Source organism: Phytoactinopolyspora endophytica, from assembly GCF_004138495.1.
GTDB classification, from domain to species: domain Bacteria; phylum Actinomycetota; class Actinomycetes; order Jiangellales; family Jiangellaceae; genus Phytoactinopolyspora; species Phytoactinopolyspora endophytica.
The window spans coordinates 103543-122017 of record NZ_ML142857.1 but is presented as its reverse complement, the minus strand read 5'-3'; the positions used below and the strand labels follow the sequence as shown (position 1 = coordinate 122017).

Below are 18475 nucleotides of genomic sequence, written 5' to 3'. Positions count from 1 at the left end.
ACGAGGTCGACGATCTCGTAGAAGATCTGGTCACCGCCGAAGAGCAGCGAGATGTTCGACGGTGACTGGCCGATGCCCACGTCGCTGAGCTCCCCGGTGGCCGGATCGAAGGCGACCGATCCGCCCTGGCCGGTGAACATGCCCAGGTCCATGGCGGCGATGTCGCGAAGTCCCTGCTCGATCCGGTCGCGGTAGTGCGAGTCCCCCGTGCGTTCCCACTCGGTCAGCCAGTTGCTGGCCATGGCGGTCCAGTCCGGGCCGATGCGCACGATGTACCGCTCACCCGACGGATCCGGCAGGGCCTCACGCAGCGGAGGCACCGCCAGCATCGTGTCGTCGACCTGCAACGTGGAGCGCAGGTAGTCACCGGTTCGCTCGTCGGCGGTCAGGTAGTAGTAGAACCGCTTGAGCTGCGACGCGCTGATCCTGGCTTCCTTCGCGCCATCGCCCCACTGGACGACGTTGTGCCGGGAGCCGAGGCCGGCGAACATGCCGGCGTGATGGACTGCCGTCTCGGCGATGTTCAGCGTCATCGCCTCGGCCATCCGGAACACGTCCGCGTGTCCCGTGCGCAGGAACTGGTACCACAGCGCCTGGTCGGGAGCGAGCTCGCCGTTGTCCCAGGCGTACCCGCCGACGTCGTAACGCCAGGTGTGCCTGGTGGTGTCATAACTGTGCATGACGTCGCCGTGGAACCAGAACCCGTACCACCGGCGCTGCTCGATCTGGCCCTGGTAGAACTCGACTCTCCGGTCGATGTCGGTCTCGAGCGCGTCCTTGGTGTCCGTGCTCCGGTCCGGTAGCGACCACACGCCGAACGGCTGCAACGAGTGGTAGTACTCCGGGTCTGCCACCAGCTGCGGAGGCTCCCGTAGTGCTGCGGCGAGTTCCAGCAGCCGCTCCCGGCTGGGGGTGGCCGGTAGCGCCCAGAGCATGACCTCGTGCGAGCGGACGATGCCTTCCGGCGTGGCCGCCACGTCGTCGATGCCGCGCCCCGGCTCCTCGTAGATCAGGCTCAGGCCGTGCCGCTCGCTCGAGTAGTGCCGGAGGTCCATGGCCGGCGCATCGGGCGACCAGAACCAGACGGTGACGGTCGCCTCGTCGCTGCTCGCGTCGTGGATGTCCAGCTGGGTCGGGTGGCGTTCCCAGAAGTCGCGCAGCCCGAACGCGACGCCGCCTCCGGTGGGGCCGCCGATCCAACCGAGGCCGTGCGCCCGGCGGCCATGCCCGGCGTGCAGCAGCCACGCGCTGTCGTTCGCGGTCCGCTTGGCGACGTGGAACGAGTCGGCCGACACCTGCACCAGCTTGAAGTCGCTCCACAGGGGGATGTCGTCGATGCCGTTGCGCACGCTCGACGGCCACGTGTCCACAGGGTTGGTGGCGACGCCGTCGAACTGCTGCTGGAGTACCTGCCCGCCGACGTCGCGGCGCAGTCCGGACAGCACCCGGACCGCTTCGCCCCAGATGCCGTCGTCCTCCCCGACGAACCGGACGTGGCGGTCATGGTGCGCGTCGCTCATGGGAACCCGCCAACGGATGCCGAGGCCCCGGACGAAGTCCGCCTTGGCGTCGCCGTCGAAGACGAAGTAGTGCACGACGCGCGCCGACTCGCCACCGGCGTAGAAGTACAACCGGACGGTGAACGGCATCAGGTCACCGCCGTCGTCGCCGTGGTAGCGGCCCTCGACCTTGACCACGGCTCGCACGGGCCCTGACTGCTCGATCGTGACGTCGTCGACCGTGCCCGTGTAACGCGTGGTGGTGACGGTGCCGAGCCCGTCGCGCGGCGTGGGCCCGTCCTGGAGCACGCAGACCAGCTCGCCGCCGGTCGCGAGATCCTGGCCGTCGCGTTCGATGCTCGTGATGAGTGTGGTCCCGCTCGTGGGGATTCTGCAGGTGACGACGCCGGTGGAGACGACCACGCTGGGTGGGATGTCCCGGCGTGGGTTCCCGGGTCGCTCCCGCGCGGTGACCACGTCGTCGGGGCGGGCAGATCGGCCCGGGGCGATCCGGAACCGCTCGTCCAGGCCGGTGCCGGCACCCATGGCGTGACCGGTCCATTTCAGCGTGCCGTCCGGCCAGTAAGCCAGCGGCCAGCTCTGCACCGGAACCGGATCACCCGCGGCCGTGGACAACGCGAAGTCGGCGTTCTTGCGCACGGCTCCTCGCGGCCAAGGCACGCCCCAGGTCGTCCCAGGCGTCATCGCCGGGTGTCCACCGCCGAGCCAGCCCAGTTCAACCGGGTCGGCACTCGCTGCGGCGTCCACCTCGGCCCCCGCAGCGCCAGGTATCCCGCCGACCGAGGGAAACGCCGCGGCCGCGCCGGTCACCACCGACGCCCGTAGGACGTCCCGCCGGGACACTGACAGTTGTCGTTCCATGATGAGTCTCCTTTGACCGGGGACCAGGGAACTAGCGTCAACGTGCGGTGAGAACGCGGCCATGGTGGCAGCTCCGCCGCAACCGGAAACGGAATCAGACAAAAACGTTCATATTCGTGCGTCAGGACAGTTCCGGTGATCATCAACCCTTGAACCGGTCATAGCAGGGCTAACCGTTGATGATCATGGGAGCCATGATCAGGCCATGGGAGCACCGCAGGACTCGCGCACGGTCAGTCGCGGAAGCAGCTGGAGGTGGCGAGGCGGTCCGGCTTCCTCGTCCGCCGCGTCGGTGCGGCTGGCCAGCAGCCGAAGGGCCTCCCGGCCGAGATCACGGCGGGGTGGCGTTACCGCGGTGAGCGGGACGGCGGCATGTTCGGCGAGCTCGTCGTCGTAGGCGATGACGGCGAGGTCTTCCGGCACCCGAAGCCCCCACACGTGCGCCAGCTCAACGAGGCGCGCGGCGTGGTAGTCGGTATGCGCCAGGACGGCCCGCGTCCGGGACGAGAGGCACGCGTCGATCAACCCGCCGAGGGCGTCGGCAAGCGCCAGCGGGTCGTCTTCGCCCTTCGGAAGCGGGACGACCGGAGCTTGCTCCAGGTTCAGCCGGTCGACGGCCTCGAGATATCCGGCCTTGATCCATTGCGCCGTGGGCGTCCGGTCGAAGATGGCCAGGGCCACGCGAGTGTGACCGAGTCGACAGAGGTGGTCGACGGCGAGCAGCGCACCGTGCATATGGTCCGTGCGCGCGCTGTCCAGTTCGCGCACCATCGGAGTCTCGTCGACGCGCCGTTCCATCACGACCACCGGCACGGGTATGGACTCCAGCCACGCAGCGACGTCGTCGGGCTGTTCCTTGTTCGTCGTCGGTGTCAGCACCAGCCCTTTGACGCCGAGTGCCAGGAGTCGCTCGACCCGGGTCCGTTCCAGCGTCGGCCGGTAGTTCGAGATGCCCAGTGCGAGCCGGATGCGCAAAGCCGCCGCGACGGTCTCCATGCCGCGCACGATCTCCGGGTAGTAGGCGGTAGCCGACGGGACGACGACGCCGACCACGGTCCGCGCGGCGGTGGGCTTGAGCGCGGCGCTGCGCACCGCCAAGGCGCCGCCGTGTACGCGAGCGAGCAGGCCGTCGGCGTCGAGCTTGTCGATGTCGCGTCGGATGGTCACCTGCGAGACGCCGAGCTCCGCGGCGATGTCGCTGGCCCGCACGCTCTCATGCAGCTCGAGCCGGCGCAGCAAGAACTCGTGGCGGGCACGTGGCAGCACGAACGACCTTCCGTGGCGGCGGTGGCGGGATGGTTAACGAGACGGTAACCCAAGCGACGGTGATCGCGTAAGTCGCTTTTTGTCCGCTTCGGGGTCCGCTCTGATCGTCGTCGGGACAATAGGGGCGTGACTGTACGCGTGCTCCGGCTGTGGCGGCGTAGCCACTGGGAAGACCTGGCCGACCGGCTGCTCCTCGCCGTGCGCCCGTATGCCGGCGACGGCCGGGCCCTCATCACCCTCCCCGGGCCGACCAGCGCGTCCGGGCTCTGGTCCGACGGGCTCGAGGGATTCGCGCGTACCTTCCTGCTGGCCGCGTTCCGGGTGGCCGGAGCGGACGGGAAGGACCCACACGGCCTGCTGGCGGAGTACGCGGAGGGCCTACGGCGCGGGACCGACCCCGGCTCGGCCGAGCGTTGGCCCACGATGATCGAGCGTCGGCAGGCCCGCGTCGAGGCCGCGTCGATTGTCATCGCGCTCTCGGAGACCCGGCCGTGGCTATGGGACCAGCTCGATGAGGGCACCCGGGCCCGCGTCGTCGATTGGCTCGCGGACATCGTCGGCACCACTGACTACGGCAACAATTGGCTGTGGTTCCAGAACGTGGTGGAATCGTTCCTCGCCTCCGTCGGCGGGCCGTGGAGCCAGGACGACCTGGACCGCAACGCCGAGCTCCAGGAGCGGCTGTACGTCGGGGATGGCTGGTACTCCGATGGGGCCGGCCGGGACGGGCGCCTGCAGAGCTTCGACTACTACGCCGGCTGGGCGTGGCACGTCTATCCGCTGCTCGACGCCCGGATCCGGGGGACGGGCCTGGCGCAGACGCATCGCGCCCGGATGTCCGCCTTTCTCGAGCAGGCCGCGCTGCTGGTGGCGCCCGACGGCGCGCCGGTGCTGCAGGGCCGGTCGCTGACGTATCGGTTCGCCATGCTCGCGCCCTTCTGGGCGGGCGCTCTCGCCGACGCCACGCCGCTCTCACCCGGGCAGACGAGGGCTATCACGTCGGCCGTCATGCAGCACTTCGTCGACCATTCCGCGATCGACGACGGGCTGCTGCGGATCGGCTGGCATCGGGAGTTTCCGCGGATCCGGCAGCTCTACACCGGGGCCGGGTCGCCGTACTGGGCCAGCAAGGCGTTCCTCGGCCTGCTTCTGCCGCCGGACCATCCGGCGTGGACGGCCGAGCCGGAGTCCCCGCTGAGCTGGGAGCGGGACTCGATCACGCTGCTCGAGGCACCCGGCTGGCTGGTTCAGACGACGCACGACGACGGCGTGGTGCGGGTGATCAACCACGGCAGCGACCGGCTGCCGGATCCGGCCGCGGCGCCGGTACCGGACGACCCGTTCTATCGCCGTCAGTCATACGCGACGCACAGCGCGCCGCAACTGCTGCCCGAGACGATCGCCGCGCCCGTGGAGTCGCACACGGCGCTGCTGGACGCGGCCGGTCTGCCGTCGCACCGAGGAGGCATCGAGCGCGTCCATCTCGCCGCCACCGTCGCAGTCTCCCGGTGCCGGCCGTACTGGCTGGATCATGGCGGGACCGGAGCCGCCGGCGACAGTGCGTCGTGGGCCAGCGTGCGGCACGGGCCCACGTTCACCACCGCGTCCGTCGTCCACGGGTCCGTCGAGCTGCGCCTGGCGTGGATCGACGCCGACGGCGACGTTCGGAACGACGGCACGGCGGCGCATCGCCCGGCAAACGAGGAGAGCCCGTGGCCCTCCGATCCCGGACCGTGGCGCGTGCGGGTCGGAGGCTGGGCGCTGGCCGGCGAGCCGGACGACCTCGTCGTCGAGACGTCTGACGCCGAAGGCGAGGACGGCCTCGCCGTCGGGACGCCCGAGCCCGACAGGCACGGGGACGCTGGCGAGCGAGGGGAGAGCCGGGTGCGACGCCGCTCGGACGGCCTCGTGTCGGCGGTGCAGGGCGTGCGCGGCCTGGACGACGTCGGAGCCGTCCGCCTGGAGGGAGCGGATCCACTCGGGCCGTCGTCCGTTGTGCCCTGGGCGCGCTCCACCGCCTCCGTCGGCCCGGGCGAGATCGTGGCCGCCCTGGTGACGCTGACCGGTCTGGCGTCGTCTGGTGCCTTGAGTCGGCAACGGCTGCCACGGATCGTCGTGCGCCCGGATGGCACCGAGTGCGTCGTCGTGCACTGGCCCGATGGCGCTCGGGACGTCGTCCCGGTGGCCCCGGCGTGATCGTCGGAAGTGATCGCACAAGGCGCGTGGGTCCCTGGTCGACCACGACGCGCTCGTCGCCGAATTGGAGAGGCGACCGCTGTACGCGATCCTCGACGTGACCGGGCCCGAGCCGCTGCCCGCCGGTCACCTGCTGTATGGGCATCCGAGGGAGTTGCTGACGCCGCACATCGCCGGCTCGCTCGGAAACGAGCTGCGGCGCCTGGGCCAGAGCGCGCTCGCCGAGATCGAGCGCTACGCGCGCGGCGAGCCCTTCCAGCACGAGGTCAGATTGAACGACCTCCCGAGGTCGGCATAGGCGGCCTGACAGGCGTCATGGCCACAGCGATGTCATCTCTGCCGCGACCTCCGAGTCCGCAGGGCTCCGGTGAGCGAAGAATGACCGTGCCGACGCCCGGCAGCCGTGCGATGCGGCGTCCGAAATCCGCTAGTCGGTCGCCGCGGCGAAGGCTAGCGTCGGCACACATGACGAACTTTCGGCCTTTCCGGTTCGGCGTGATCGGCGAGAACGCGCGCACGGTGGACATGTTGCTGGGAACCGCACGCACGGCGGAAAGGCTCGGATACTCGACCTTTTTGCTGCGCGATCACTTCATCCGGGAGCCCTTCGGCGACCAGCTGGCGCCCTTGGTGGCGCTCACGGCCGTGGCGTCGGCAACCCGCACACTACGGATCGGGACGCTCGTGCTCGCCAATGACTACCGCCACCCGGTGATGCTGGCGAAGGAAGCGGCCACGCTGGACCACATCTCCGGCGGGCGCCTCGAGCTCGGCATCGGTGCCGGCTGGCACCGCGAGGAGTACGACCAGGCGGGCATGCCGTTCGATGCTCCGGGCGCCCGCGTCGACCGGCTCGCCGAGTCGGTCTCCATCCTCAAGGGCCTGATGAGTGGTGAGCCGACGACGTTCAGCGGCGGTCAGTACTGTGTGACGTCGCTGAGCACGTACCCGGCGGCGCACCAGCGGCCGCATCCGCCGCTGCTGGTAGGCGCCGGAAGCGAGCGGATGCTGCGGATGGCCGGCCGGGAGGCCGACACCATCGGCATCCTCCCGAAGGCAGTCCCCGACGGGACGATCTCCGGCGAGTACACCGAGCGCACCGCGGAGACGATGAAACGCAAGCTGGAATGGGTCCGGGACGCGGCCGGCAGCCGGTTCGACGAGGTCGAGCTGTCGATGCTCGTGTCGCCGCGGGTCAATGACGACGTGAAGAGCACAGCGGAGGAGTTCGCCGTGCGCCGTGGTTGGGGCTCGGTGGCCGCAGAGGCGGTGCTGAGCATGCCGTCGGTGTTCATCGGACCGGTCGAGCGGATCGCGGACACGATGCGTGCCCGGCGCAAGGAATTCGGATTCTCGTACTACGTTGTCTCGGACTCGATCATGGAGCGTTTCGCGCCGGTGGTCGAGGAGCTCAACGGCACCTGAGCCGTCGTCGGGGAGCTTCCGGGATCACCCGCTCCTGCAGGTCTCATTTCGGTGCACTGTTCACCAGCAGGTGTACGATCCACGAATCGCTGCCGCGATGCGGCAGCGCCAGACCACAGAGGGGAGGCCCGATCATGAACGAACCGGACTCGAACGAGTTCGCCACGATGGCGCTCGAGCTGCAGAACGAGCCCGACATCGAGCAGACGCTCGATCGGGTCGTCCAGTACGCGCGGGAAGCCACCGGCTGTGACGCGGCTGGAGTGATGTTCCTGTATGGGCGCGGGCGGATCGAGACGGCCGTGACCACAGATCCCAGGGTCGCGGAGTCTGACCGGCTGCAGACAGAGCTCGACGAAGGTCCGTGCGTGCGAGCGATGTGGGATGAGGACACATTTCTCGTCGCGGATACCGAATCAGAGGAGCGCTGGCCGGCATGGGGCCATGGGGTTGCGGAACTCGGCCTGCGCAGCGCTATCGGAGTCCGCCTGTTCACGCTGAAGTCCACCTTGGGCGCTCTCAATCTTTACGATGAGACGCCGGGGTTCTTCGGGGAGGACGACTTCGAGGTCGCCGAGATCTTTGCCCGACATGCATCGGTCGCACTGGCCGCCGCCGACGAGGAGCGCGGCTTGCGGGAGGCGATCGGCACCCGTCAGTTGATTGGACAGGCTCAAGGCATACTGATGGAGCGCTACGGCTTGGACGCCGAGCGTGCATTCGCGTTGCTGCGCCGCTATTCGCGCAATTACAACATCAAGCTCAGACGTGTCGCGCAGCAAGTCGTTGACACTCGTAGCCTTCCGGCGAGCGATGACCGGCCGACGGAGGCTTCCCGAGGGACTTGATGTCAGTGCGTCCATCTGCTTTTCTAGATGCGTGGTCAGGCATTAGCCACATCGCTCCCACTGTGCGGAGGGTGTCACGTGCCTGGGAATCGTGCCACTGTCAGGTGTTTGGGCTTCGGAGGTTGCGTTATTGTCGCGGTCCGTGGCAGCGTCAACGTCCACCGAGTTGATCAGATCCGTGCGGCATCAGCGGCGGCAGACAGCGACCACATCGTGCTGGATCTCCGCAACGTATCTGCGATCGACGCATCGGCGGCGCCGGCATTGGCGTCACTGTGTCGCCGTGCGCAGTCGAGCGGCGGCAGCCTGTGCATCGTGACGCAAGCATCCGGTCTCCGTTCTCGGGTCAGACACGCGGCTCCCGACTGCTACCCGCCTTTCTACGACGACATCGGTGAAGCACTCGAAGCATCGATGACGGCCCGAGAGAACGCGATTCGGCACAGCGCTTAGGCAGAGGCCGAGGACGGTCACGGCCGCTATCCGAAAGTGGCTTCGGCCGATCACAGCCGGTCGACAAACTGACTGAAGGATGCCGGGATCGCGGTCAACGCGGTCGGACCCGGCTACCGGGCGACCGAGCTGAACGGCGGACTGGCCACGCCCGGTGCCGGTGACGCTGCCGACGACGCAGTTGTAGCTGTCCGGACCGCCCTTGAGACCGATTCCGGAACGGGGCTCTTCTTCAACTATGAGCGCCAGATCGTGCCCTGGTAGTGGAAACCCAGACGCAAGCGAATCGTCGTGCCAGAAACATCCACGCAGGGGGATGTCGTCATGGTCAAGACGGAAGCCGTCGTCCCAGAGCTGTTACTCCGGGTCAGCCCCGGCAAACTGGTGGCCGGGGCGACCGCATGCGAGCGTCGACCGAGCCTCTCAGGTGAGTACGTGGAAGGCCTTCTTCATGACAGCCGACGCGTCCGCCCAGGTGGGCAGTGCGTCGATCTCGACGATTGTGTGTCGCAATGGTTCAGTGTCGTACAGTTCGACCCGCCAGCCGTTGCTGTCGTGGTCGAGGATCCCCCGGATCACGTGCGTTCCCTTCAATTGGTATAGACGAATCGGCCAAAGTGAATTCTGTCACTTCCGCGTGCCGATGTCGCGTCAAAAACGTCGGTCATTCAGCTGATTCCAACTGACCGTACGTTCGGTGTCCACATCGAGGAGGCCGCACGCGCCGGAGCATGGGGTCGAGCAGGTGCGCGGCCCTGAGCTCGTGGCCTGACGTAACGATTGGCGGCTTCCGCCACGCCACGAGCGTTACGTGAGGCCACGACGTCTCGCAGGTCGCCGGCGCCGAGCTGGAGCTCAAACGCGTCATCGCCGTCCGTGTGCTGGCGGAGTCTACCGACATTGTCTGGGCCATGACCTCGACAATGTCGGTAGACTCCGAGCCGCCGGCGGGTAACGATCCTCTTTACCGCAAGGCGTCGAGGGCGATCTCGGCGGCTTCGGCGATGAGCGCGTCGTCGTGCTCGGCGTCCTCCTCATCCTTGCTGGAGAGGACGGCCATGACGATCGGCTCCTCGTCCGGCGGCCAGATCACGGCGATATTGTTGCGCGTCCCGTAGCCTCCGGCACCGGACCGGTCCCCGACGTCCCAACCGGCCGGTACGCCGGCGCGGATCAGGGTGTCACCCGTCGTGTTCCCTCGAAGCCAGTCGTTGAGCATGCCCTGTTGCTCAGCGGGCAGAACGTCGCCGAGTGCGTACTTCAGCAGGTCTGTGGCGAGAGCATCCGGTGTGCTCGTATCGCGGATGTCTCCGGGGGCCGCCTCGTTCAGCTCCGGCTCATACCGGTCCACGCTGGTGACGTCGTCGCCGAGCTCCTCGAGCGCGCGTTCCAGCCCGTCCGGACCGCCGACCTCCTCCAGAAGGAGATTGGCGGCGGTGTTGTCGCTGAACCGGAGCGCCGCATCGCACAGCTCGCGCAGCGTCATCCCCGTGTCGACGTGCTGTTCGGTGATGGGTGAATGAGCGGCCAGTTCGTCGCTGCTATAGGTCACGGTCTCCTCGAGGTCGTCGATGGAGTTCTGGTCCAGCACCACCGCCGCGGATAGCACCTTGTGCGTCGAGGCGTAGGCGAAGCGCTCGTCCTCGCGGAAGGCGACGGTGCTTTCCGTGCCGGTATCGACGGCGTAGACCCCGAGCCGGGCGTCGAACTCGTTCTCCAGCTCGGAGAAGAGTGCGTCGAGGTCTGACTCTTGGGCCTCGGGCGATGCGTCTGGTGGGGAGCTCTGGGCGGCTTCCGGGGCCTGGGAGCCTTGTGGTGCCGTCGGGGCGTCGGTGGAGGATCCGGACGAGTCGTCCGAGGTGGAGCAGCCGGCGATCGGGGCCAGCGCCAGGACGGCGATGAGTGCGCGACGGGCAGGCAGAGAGGTGCGCATGAGGAGGTTCCGTTCGGTGTCGTGCGTTCGGTCTCGGGTCGTGCGTGCGACCCGGGAGGGTCTGACCCGCGATCCAGCCTGCTCTGCCAGGATCATGCCGTCGAAGACAGAGCAGGCGCATTCGATGCCGAAATCGCATAACGTGTGGTCGTGGATCTTGTCAGCGCCTGCAGAGTGTTCGTGAAGGTGAGCGAGCGAGGTAGCTTTACGGTGGGCGCGGCGGCCGCCCGGGTGCCGCAGTCCGTCGCGAGCCGCCGGGTGGCGGCGCTCGAGGCGCACTTCGGTGAGCGGCTGTTCGACCGGAGATCGCGCGGAGCGACACTGACGCCGTTCGGGCGGGACATGCTTCCATCCGCGAGGCGGTTGGTTCAGCTGGCCGAAGCCGTGGAGTACGACGCCGAGCGGGCCAAGCTGAGGCCGATGCGCCTCGCCGTTCCGGACCTCTGCACGGCGAGCGATCTGGCTCAGCTGGCTGCCGATGCCCGAGAGCAAGGTCTGAGCCTCGACCTCTGCGCGGCGCCGCCTGCGGAACGGGCCGAGCTGGTGCGCGGCCTCGAGGTTCGTGTCGCGCTCGTCGCCGTGCCACCGTCCGAGGCGTTCTGGTCGGTGCCGCTGGGACTCGCTGGTATGGCCGAACCACGGTCCGACACGATCTACCTGGAATCACTTCGCGCCGGCCGATACGACACAGGGGCGAAGCGAAGAGTCTGGATCCAGCCGGAAGACGACGTTCCGCACGTCCGGGACCGCCTGACCCGGGTCCGCGATGCCGCCGGGCTGGCTCCCGCCCAGGTCACGGTCGCCTCATCGCTCGTCGCGGCGGCGGCGGAAGCACTCGCCTCGATGGACTTGTTGCTCTGCTCGCCTCAACAGGCAGTGGAACTCGGCCTGTTCTGGCGACCCATCGGCGAGGTCCGCCTGGCGCGCGGTTTCGACCTGGCGGCGGATGCCCCCTCGGATGCCGAGCGCATCCGGACGCGGCTGTCGACGGCGCTCGCTCGCTGTCTCGGTGCCACTCCGCGCGACGACACCGAGGCCGTTGACTACGCAGGGGCCGTCGACGACGTGCACGACAGGGCCGGGGCGGTGGCCCAATGACCGCCGAGAGGCTGGTCCGGGATCTGCGGCACGACCTCGACGATGCGGGCCTGCGGGGCTCGTTCCTGGTGCGTGACCTACAGTCCGGGGAAGAGATCGGCATCGAGCCGGACCTGGTGTTCCCGGCTGCCTCGCTCGTGAAGATTCCGCTCGCCATCGCCATCCTCGAGCGGATCCGGTCCGGTGACCTGGACGGTGCGACCTACGTCGAGCTCCAGCCGGGCAGGCTCGCGGCCACGGGGCCCACCGGCGTGAGCAAATTCCACCACCCGGTCAGCGTCGCCGTGGACGACCTGCTGTACCTCAGCACGTCCGTCAGCGACAACACAGCCGCGGACGCGCTGTTCACGCTGACCTCGCCGGCGGAGGTCACGTCCACACTGCGCCGGCTGGGTATCCGTGGCGTCACGGTCCGCCACACGCTCAGCGACCTCACCGACACCCCGGCCCATCGATTCGACGATGACGACGCCGACCTGGCCCATGCGATCGCCATCGCCGCCGGGACGGATGGCCATGGCCACCGGATACCCCAGCTGGACGTGACTCACGCGAGCTCCGGCTCGGCCAGGGCGTTCGTGGATCTGCTGCAAGCGTTGTGGGCGCCGTCGTCGATAGCGCCCGAAACGTGCGCCCGGGTACGGGAGCTGATGGCGAACAATGTCATCAGACAGCGGCTCGGCCCGGACTTCAGCTCGGACGTCTCCAGGTGGTCGTCCAAGACGGGGACCTTGCTCAACCTCCGGCATGAGATCGGTGTCGTCGAGCACAGCGACGGGCAGACGTTCGCCGTCGCCGCGTTGACGGAGTCCCGTGTCGCCGCGATCAATCAGCCCGGCGCCGAGGCGACGATGGCCCGCGTCGCGCGGGCGTTGCGCGATCAGCTCCGCTCGGCCTGGATCTGAGGGCACCGGGTCAGTTGCCGCGGGGGCGGGCCCGGATGTGGAAACGCTCGCCCTGAGGCCCGAGGATGCTCAGATACTCGACCGGCTGGTCGTCGGCGTTTCCGAACCAGTGGGGTAGATGGGTGTCGAACTCCGCGACCTCGCCGGGAGGGAGGACGAGGTCGTGCTCGCCCAGGATGAGGCGGAGCCGCCCATTGAGCACGTAGAGCCAGTGGTAGCCCTCGTGGGACCGCAGATCGGGCTCGCGGTCGTTGTTTCCGGGGTGCAGGATCTGCTTGAACGCCTGCAGCCCACCGGGCTTGCGCGTCAGCGGGATCACCGTCATGTGGTCTCGATGCACGGGCCGCATGTACACCCGTGGATCACCGGTCGACGGGGCATTGACCAGCTCATCCAGTGGGACGTCGTAGGCCTTGGCCAGTGGGAGCAACAGCTCCAGTGTCGGTCTCCGGTGGCCGGACTCCAGCCGCGACAGGGTGCTGACGGTGATGCCTGTGGTCTCGGACAGCGTAGCGAGAGTCATGCCGCTGCGCTGCCGGAGAGTGCGCAGCCGCGGGCCGACCTCCTCCAGCACGGTGTTGAACTCGTCCTCCATGCATCAATTGCAGTTTCAGCAACGACCTTTGTCAACCTCGCCCTGGTGCGCGTCAGTATCGCCCATGGGCTGGGCTGGGCTGGGCTCGGGCTGGCTGGGCCGGGCCGGGCTGGGAGCGCAGGCTACAGTAAGAGTGATAATGATTCTGATTAGATATTGGAGCGGTCGTGATGCTGGAGCCGGCTGTCGCAGAGGAGCTGCAACGGACGTGGGACCTGCAGCAAGAGACGTATCTGCCCTATCGCGAGAGCGCGTTCACGGCGTTGCTGGACTCCGTCGAGGCAGTAGGGGCTGAGCATGGTCGCGTGCTCGACCTGGCCGGTGGCACCGGATCACTCTCCCGACGTTTGACCCGGCGTTTCCCCGGCATCGACGTCACGCTTCTCGATCTCGACCCGGTATTGCTCGCGATCGCGTCGGCCTCGGTCGCGCCGACGGTCAACGTGGTCCGGGCGGATCTCGGTGCCGGCGACTGGGTCGCGGCGCTGCCGTACGACTCGTACGACGCTGTCGTCACCGCTACCTCGCTGCATTGCCTGCCGCCGGATCGCCTGCGCGTGCTCTACGGCGAGATCAGGCAGGTGATCGCGCCGGGTGGATTGTTCTGCAACGCCGATCGCATGGCCGAGGACAACCTTGCGACGATGACGGCGCGGCTGGCTGTCCGGCGTGAGGAGCGCTCTGGTCCCCGGCATACCTGGCAGGACTGGTGGAAGGGGATCGCGTCCGATCCGCGGCTTGCGTCCGTGCTGCGTGAGCGTGGCTCTGGCCTGACCTCCGCTGATTGGTATCCGCCGGGTTCGTGGCACATGAGATCGCTGGCCGACGCCGGGTTCGACGAGGCCGGCGTCGTCTGGCGACGCGAGGAGCAGGCCGTTGTCGCCGCCATGGTGGCGACCGGTGCTGACGCGTCGGCGGGCTAGCGCTACCCCTCGTCATCTGGGGCTGCGAGGCATCTTCCGGTTCAGGCTGCGAGGCATGTCCCGGACCGCGCTGAACCGAATTTGATAATAGTGAGAATCGTTATTTATAGTCAGAATGGTTCCGAATCGGCGACGGTCGCCGGTTCGTCGTGTGGAAGTGACCGGAGGTCAGCGAAAACGTGAGCTCGTCTCCGGTCTCGGCGCACACCACCGACCCTTCAGTGCCGGCCGTGCCTGATGATCGGCAGCCGCGCCAGACGTCGGCTCCGGTGCGCCGGTTCGGGTCGCCGACGGGTATCACGGTCGCTGCCATCGTCCTGAGCATCGCCCTCGTCGGCTCGGTGCTGCTCGCCGTCGGACTCGGGCCGGCCGTCATCTCGCCCGCGGACACCGCGCGGTACATCTGGGCGGGTGTCACCGGAGGGCGGATCGGCGCCGATGAGGCCACCACCTACCAGATCGTGTGGCAGATCCGCACCCCGCGGGTGCTGCTGGCCGTGGTCGTCGGTGCCGGGCTGAGCGTGGTCGGCGTGGCCATCCAGGCCATGGTGCGCAACGCGCTGGCCGACCCGTTCGTGCTCGGCGTCTCGTCGGGCGCGTCCGTGGGCGCGGTGACGGTCAGCGTGTTCGGCGTGCTGACCGCGATGGGGATCTACGCGGTGTCCGTGGGCGCGTTCCTCGGTGCACTGCTCGCATCGGCGCTGGTGTACACGGCGGCGTACGGGCGTACCGGGGTCACGCCGCTGAGACTGGTGCTGACCGGCGTCGCGATGTCGTTCGGCTTCCAGGCCGTGATGAGCGTGATCGTCTACTTCGCGCCGTCGAGCGAAGCCACCAGCACGGTGCTGTTCTGGACGATGGGCAGCTTCGGCGCCGCGACGTGGGGATCGCTGCCGGTGGTGGTCGGTGCGGTGCTGGCGGCCATCGTCGTGCTGCGCAGGAACGGCCGCAGGCTCGACGTCATGGCCATGGGCGACGAGACCGCCGCCAGTCTGGGCGTCGACGCCGCGAAGATGCGCCGGGGGTTGTTCGTGCTCACCTCCCTGGTGACCGGTGCCATGGTCGCCGTCAGCGGTGCGATCGGATTCGTCGGCCTGGTCATGCCGCATCTGGTGCGCATCGTCGTCGGAGCCGGCCACGCGAGGGTGTTCACGATCGCGCCGCTCGCAGGGGCGATCTTCATGGTCTGGGTCGACCTGGTCTCGCGGACGCTGGTCGCTCCGCGCGAGCTGCCACTCGGGGTCATCACGGCCCTGGTGGGTGTGCCGGTCTTTATCACGCTGATGCGACGGCGCGGCTACCTGTTCGGGGGCCGCTGAGATGGATCTGCGGCTCGACTCCCTCGGAGTCACCATCGACGGCCACGACCTCATCCAGGACCTTTCCCTCGACGTCCCGGACGGCAGGATCGTGGGGCTCGTCGGGCCGAACGGCAGCGGAAAGTCCACGGCGTTGCGGTGCGTGTATCGAGCGCTCAAGCCCAGCCGCGGAACGGTGTGGTTCGGCGGCGAGGACCTCACCGGCCTGAGCCTGCGAGACGGCGCCCGGCGCCTGTCCGCGCTCACCCAGGAGGGCGGGACCGACCTCGACTTCACCGTGGAAGAGGTGGTCGCCCTGGGGCGGGCGCCGCACAAGCACGGAAACGAACCGTTGACCGAGCGGGAGAGCGAGCTCTGCCGGGAGGCGATGCACCGGCTCGACGTCGCTCACCTGGCCTCCCGCGGTGTGCTGGCGCTGTCCGGAGGCGAGCGTCAGCGGGTGCTGGTGGCCCGGGCGCTGGTCCAGGAACCGGAGATCCTGGTGCTGGACGAGCCGACCAACCATCTGGACGTGCGTCACCAGATCGAGTTGCTCTCCATGCTCAAGGGCGGCGATCTCACGGTCCTGGTGGTCCTGCACGACCTGAACCTCGCGGCGGCGGCGTGTGACCGCCTGGGCGTCCTGGACGACGGACGGGTGGTCGCCGAGGGCACGCCGAGCGAGGTGCTGACCGAAGAACTGGTGCGAGACGTCTTCGGTGTCGCCGCGAACGTCGTGCCGCACCCGTTGAGCGGCGCTCCGCAGCTCCTGTACTCGCTGGAGTCGTCCAGCGCGATGAGAGGACACACACGATGACATTCCGCTCGCCGAAACGTCTCGCTCCGATGCACACGGCTGTCCTGCCGTTGGCGGTCGGCGCATTCGTGCTCACCGCCTGTGGAGCGGACGTGGAGTCCGGCGACGAGTCCCAGGCCGTCACCGTCAACCGGTGCGGCGAGCCGGTCGAGTACACCACGCCGGAGCGAGCGGTGGTCTACGAGGCCGGAAGCGCGGACAAGCTGTTCGTCCTGGGTCTGACCGACCACGTGCACGGCTACGTGATGCCGCCGGCCAACCCGCCGGTCTCCGAATCGCCGTGGGCGTCGGAGTACGAGCAGGTCGAGTTCCTCAGCGACGACCTGCTCAACCGGGAACTGGTGGTCGACGCGGAGGCCGATTTCGTCGTGGCCGGCTGGAACTCAGGCTTCAGCGACCAGCGCGGCATCACGCCGGAGATCCTCGACGGACTCGGCATCCAGAGCTTCATGCATGCCGAGTCGTGCTTCAACTATCCAGGCTTCCCGGAAGAGATCGAACCGTTCGAAGCGCTCTACACCGATCTGGAACGCCTCGGGCAGATCTTCGGCGTCGAGGAACGGGCCGAGGAGGTCGTCGCCGGTTTCCGGGAGCGCGTCGAGGCCGTCCAGGAACAGGCGCCGGACGGTGAGCCCGTCCCCGTGTTCCTGTATGACTCGGGCACCGACCAGCCGTTCACGGCGGGCAACCAGGTGCCGCCGAACCAGATCATCGAGTTCGCCGGCGGCCGGAACATCTTCGCTGACCTGGAGGCTCGCTGGACCCAGGTCGGCTGGGAGGCGGTCGTCGAGGCGGAGCCGGAAGTCATCATCATCCTCGACTACGGGGACCAGCCGGCCGAGGAGAAGATCGAGTTCCTGAGGACATCACCCATCACCAGCGAGCTCCCGGCCGTGCAGGAGGACAACTTCTACGTCATGAACTTCAACGAGGGCATCAGCGGGCCGCGGAACATCGACGGTCTGGAGGGATTCGCGGAGTACCTGAACGCCCTTCCGCGCTGACGCGTGACCGGCGGGCCTAGGCCGCGGCGTAGTGATCCCACCCCTAGAAGTGGGAAGATAGCCACGTGGTGGCGGCCCCAGTCGAATTCAGCCTCGTCGGACGTGTCGGCGAGCTCGACCAGCTGGGCGCCGCCCTCGACCGTGCCATCGCCGGCAATCCGGCCACGGTCCTGGTCAGCGGTGAAGCGGGCGTCGGAAAGACCCGCCTGGTCACCGAGTTCGCCGAGCGTGCAAGAGCCGCCGGCGCGAGCGTGGTGTTCGGGCAGTGCATCGAGCTGGGGGACAGCGGCCTACCGTACGGGCCGATCATCGGCATCATGCGTGAGCTGCTGTCCCAGCTCGGCACCGAGCGGTTTCTGGAGCTTGCCGGGCCGGGACGCGACGTGATCGCGCACCTTTTGCCCGAGCTTGGAGCCGGGCCTGAGAATGTCGCCGAGGGACGTGGGCGGCTGTTGGAGATGGTCGCCGTCGTACTGGAGCGGGTCTCCGTCGAACAGCCGCTCGTGCTGGTGATCGAGGACATCCACTGGGCCGACCGATCTACCAATGACCTGCTGCGTTTCGTGGTGCGGGCGTTGCGCTCGGCGCGCGTGCTGATCGTGGGTACCTACCGCGGCGACGAGGTCGGCCGGTTCCATAAGCTGCGTCCCGTCTTGGCGGAGCTGGAGCGGTTGCGTCATGTCCGCCGCATCGACCTCCCGAGGCTGTCGCGTCCGCAAGTGGCCGAGCTGCTGACGGCGCTGCTGGGACGCCGGCCAGAGCCGTCGGTCGTGGTGAAGATCCACGAGCGCAGCGAAGGTAACCCGTTCATCATCGAGGAGCTGGTGAGCGCCGGGGCCGACACCTCCTACGACGTGCTCCCGGACTCGCTGCGTGACGTCCTCCTGGTCCGGGGCGAACAGCTGCCGGAGTCCACGCAGGAAGTTCTGCGGTTGCTCGCCATCGGCGGCAACCGCGTCGACCACGCGCTGCTCGCCGCTGTCTCCGAGCTCGATGCATCCGCACTCGACGACGCGCTGAGGGAGGCGCTGTCCGCCGGCGTTCTCCGGGTCGACGGGTCGGGGTATGCGTTCCGGCATGCACTGCTGCGCGAGGTGCTGCACGAGGACGTCCTTCCTGGCGCGCACGCGCGGTACCACGCGCGCTATGCCGGGATGATCGAGCAGCGCCCAGAGTTGGTGCAGTCGGGTTCGGCCTCGATCGCCGTCGCGCATCATTGGTACAACTCGGGCGAGCACGAGCGCGCATTCCGTGCGACGCTGCGAGCCGCCGACGACGCCGCCCGTGCCTATGGCCATGCCGACGCGCAGAAGATGCTGGAGAAGGCGCTCGA

General features: G+C 68.3%; 17 protein-coding genes. 12 read left to right on the top strand and 5 right to left on the bottom strand.

Annotation, left to right across the window (positions count from 1 at the left end):
* Both ELR45_RS18385 and ELR45_RS18380 read right to left on the bottom strand, forming a co-directional pair.
* A partial coding sequence (locus ELR45_RS18385; RefSeq protein WP_205856832.1) for an exo-rhamnogalacturonan lyase family protein occupies window positions 1-2381 on the bottom strand: 2381 nt, incomplete at its 3' end.
* Between the two features lie 198 nt (window positions 2382-2579).
* A complete protein-coding gene (locus ELR45_RS18380) occupies window positions 2580-3647 on the bottom strand; it encodes a LacI family DNA-binding transcriptional regulator (RefSeq protein ID WP_129667687.1) in 1068 nt (355 codons plus the stop codon).
* 126 nt (window positions 3648-3773) lie between these two features.
* Between ELR45_RS18380 and ELR45_RS18375 the strand changes: the two genes are divergently transcribed.
* From ELR45_RS18375 to ELR45_RS42800, 5 genes are all read left to right on the top strand, one after another.
* On the top strand, window positions 3774-5843 hold the full coding sequence (locus ELR45_RS18375; RefSeq protein WP_129667686.1) for a DUF2264 domain-containing protein: 2070 nt from the start codon (window positions 3774-3776) through the stop codon (window positions 5841-5843).
* Between the two features lie 34 nt (window positions 5844-5877).
* Window positions 5878-6141, top strand: coding sequence for an NAD(P)-dependent oxidoreductase (locus tag ELR45_RS18370; protein ID WP_129667685.1), 264 nt, complete (start codon window positions 5878-5880; stop codon window positions 6139-6141).
* A 167-nt stretch (window positions 6142-6308) separates the two neighbouring features.
* Window positions 6309-7268 (top strand): TIGR03621 family F420-dependent LLM class oxidoreductase, encoded by a 960-nt coding sequence (locus tag ELR45_RS18365; RefSeq protein ID WP_165367896.1) that lies wholly within the window; start codon window positions 6309-6311, stop codon window positions 7266-7268.
* Between the two features lie 134 nt (window positions 7269-7402).
* Window positions 7403-8116, top strand: a complete 714-nt coding sequence (locus ELR45_RS18360) for a GAF and ANTAR domain-containing protein (RefSeq protein ID WP_129667683.1) — start codon at window positions 7403-7405, stop codon at window positions 8114-8116.
* Between the two features lie 27 nt (window positions 8117-8143).
* On the top strand, window positions 8144-8569 hold the full coding sequence (locus ELR45_RS42800; RefSeq protein ID WP_129667682.1) for an STAS domain-containing protein: 426 nt from the start codon (window positions 8144-8146) through the stop codon (window positions 8567-8569).
* Window positions 8570-8992: 423 nt separating this feature from the next.
* Here the strand turns inward: ELR45_RS42800 and ELR45_RS35440 are convergent, their stop codons facing one another.
* The gene (locus ELR45_RS35440) at window positions 8993-9148 is read right to left on the bottom strand and encodes a hypothetical protein (RefSeq protein ID WP_165367894.1); all 156 of its coding nucleotides are present in this window, start codon (window positions 9146-9148) and stop codon (window positions 8993-8995) included.
* A 385-nt stretch (window positions 9149-9533) separates the two neighbouring features.
* Window positions 9534-10502 carry a class A beta-lactamase gene (gene bla / locus ELR45_RS18350; RefSeq protein WP_129667681.1) on the bottom strand — a complete coding sequence of 323 codons (969 nt, stop codon included), beginning with the start codon at window positions 10500-10502 and terminating at the stop codon, window positions 9534-9536.
* A gap of 150 nt (window positions 10503-10652) precedes the next feature.
* On the opposite strand from bla, the gene ELR45_RS18345 reads away from it, so the two are divergent.
* The gene (locus ELR45_RS18345; RefSeq protein ID WP_129667680.1) at window positions 10653-11600 is read left to right on the top strand and encodes a LysR family transcriptional regulator; all 948 of its coding nucleotides are present in this window, start codon (window positions 10653-10655) and stop codon (window positions 11598-11600) included.
* A complete protein-coding gene (locus ELR45_RS18340) occupies window positions 11597-12505 on the top strand; it encodes a serine hydrolase (RefSeq protein WP_129667679.1) in 909 nt (302 codons plus the stop codon). Before ELR45_RS18345 ends, ELR45_RS18340 begins: the two co-directional genes overlap by 4 nt.
* 10 nt (window positions 12506-12515) lie before the next feature.
* On the opposite strand, the gene ELR45_RS18335 is transcribed toward ELR45_RS18340, so the two are convergent.
* Window positions 12516-13100 (bottom strand): helix-turn-helix domain-containing protein, encoded by a 585-nt coding sequence (locus ELR45_RS18335; protein ID WP_129667678.1) that lies wholly within the window; start codon window positions 13098-13100, stop codon window positions 12516-12518.
* A 170-nt stretch (window positions 13101-13270) separates the two neighbouring features.
* Here ELR45_RS18335 and ELR45_RS18330 point away from each other — a divergent pair, with 170 nt between their 5' ends.
* The 5 genes from ELR45_RS18330 to ELR45_RS18310 all read left to right on the top strand — a co-directional run.
* A complete protein-coding gene (locus ELR45_RS18330; protein WP_129667677.1) occupies window positions 13271-14023 on the top strand; it encodes a class I SAM-dependent methyltransferase in 753 nt (250 codons plus the stop codon).
* A 230-nt stretch (window positions 14024-14253) separates the two neighbouring features.
* Entirely contained in the window at window positions 14254-15342 is a 1089-nt protein-coding gene (locus tag ELR45_RS18325) for a FecCD family ABC transporter permease (protein ID WP_205856831.1), read from the top strand.
* 1 nt (window position 15343) lies between these two features.
* Window positions 15344-16138 carry an ABC transporter ATP-binding protein gene (locus tag ELR45_RS18320; RefSeq protein ID WP_129667676.1) on the top strand — a complete coding sequence of 265 codons (795 nt, stop codon included), beginning with the start codon at window positions 15344-15346 and terminating at the stop codon, window positions 16136-16138.
* A complete protein-coding gene (locus tag ELR45_RS18315) occupies window positions 16135-17142 on the top strand; it encodes an ABC transporter substrate-binding protein (protein WP_129667675.1) in 1008 nt (335 codons plus the stop codon). The genes ELR45_RS18320 and ELR45_RS18315 overlap by 4 nt, the downstream gene beginning before the upstream one ends.
* A 65-nt stretch (window positions 17143-17207) precedes the next feature.
* Window positions 17208-18475: ATP-binding protein (locus ELR45_RS18310; RefSeq protein ID WP_165367893.1), on the top strand; the 1268-nt coding region annotated here is incomplete at its 3' end.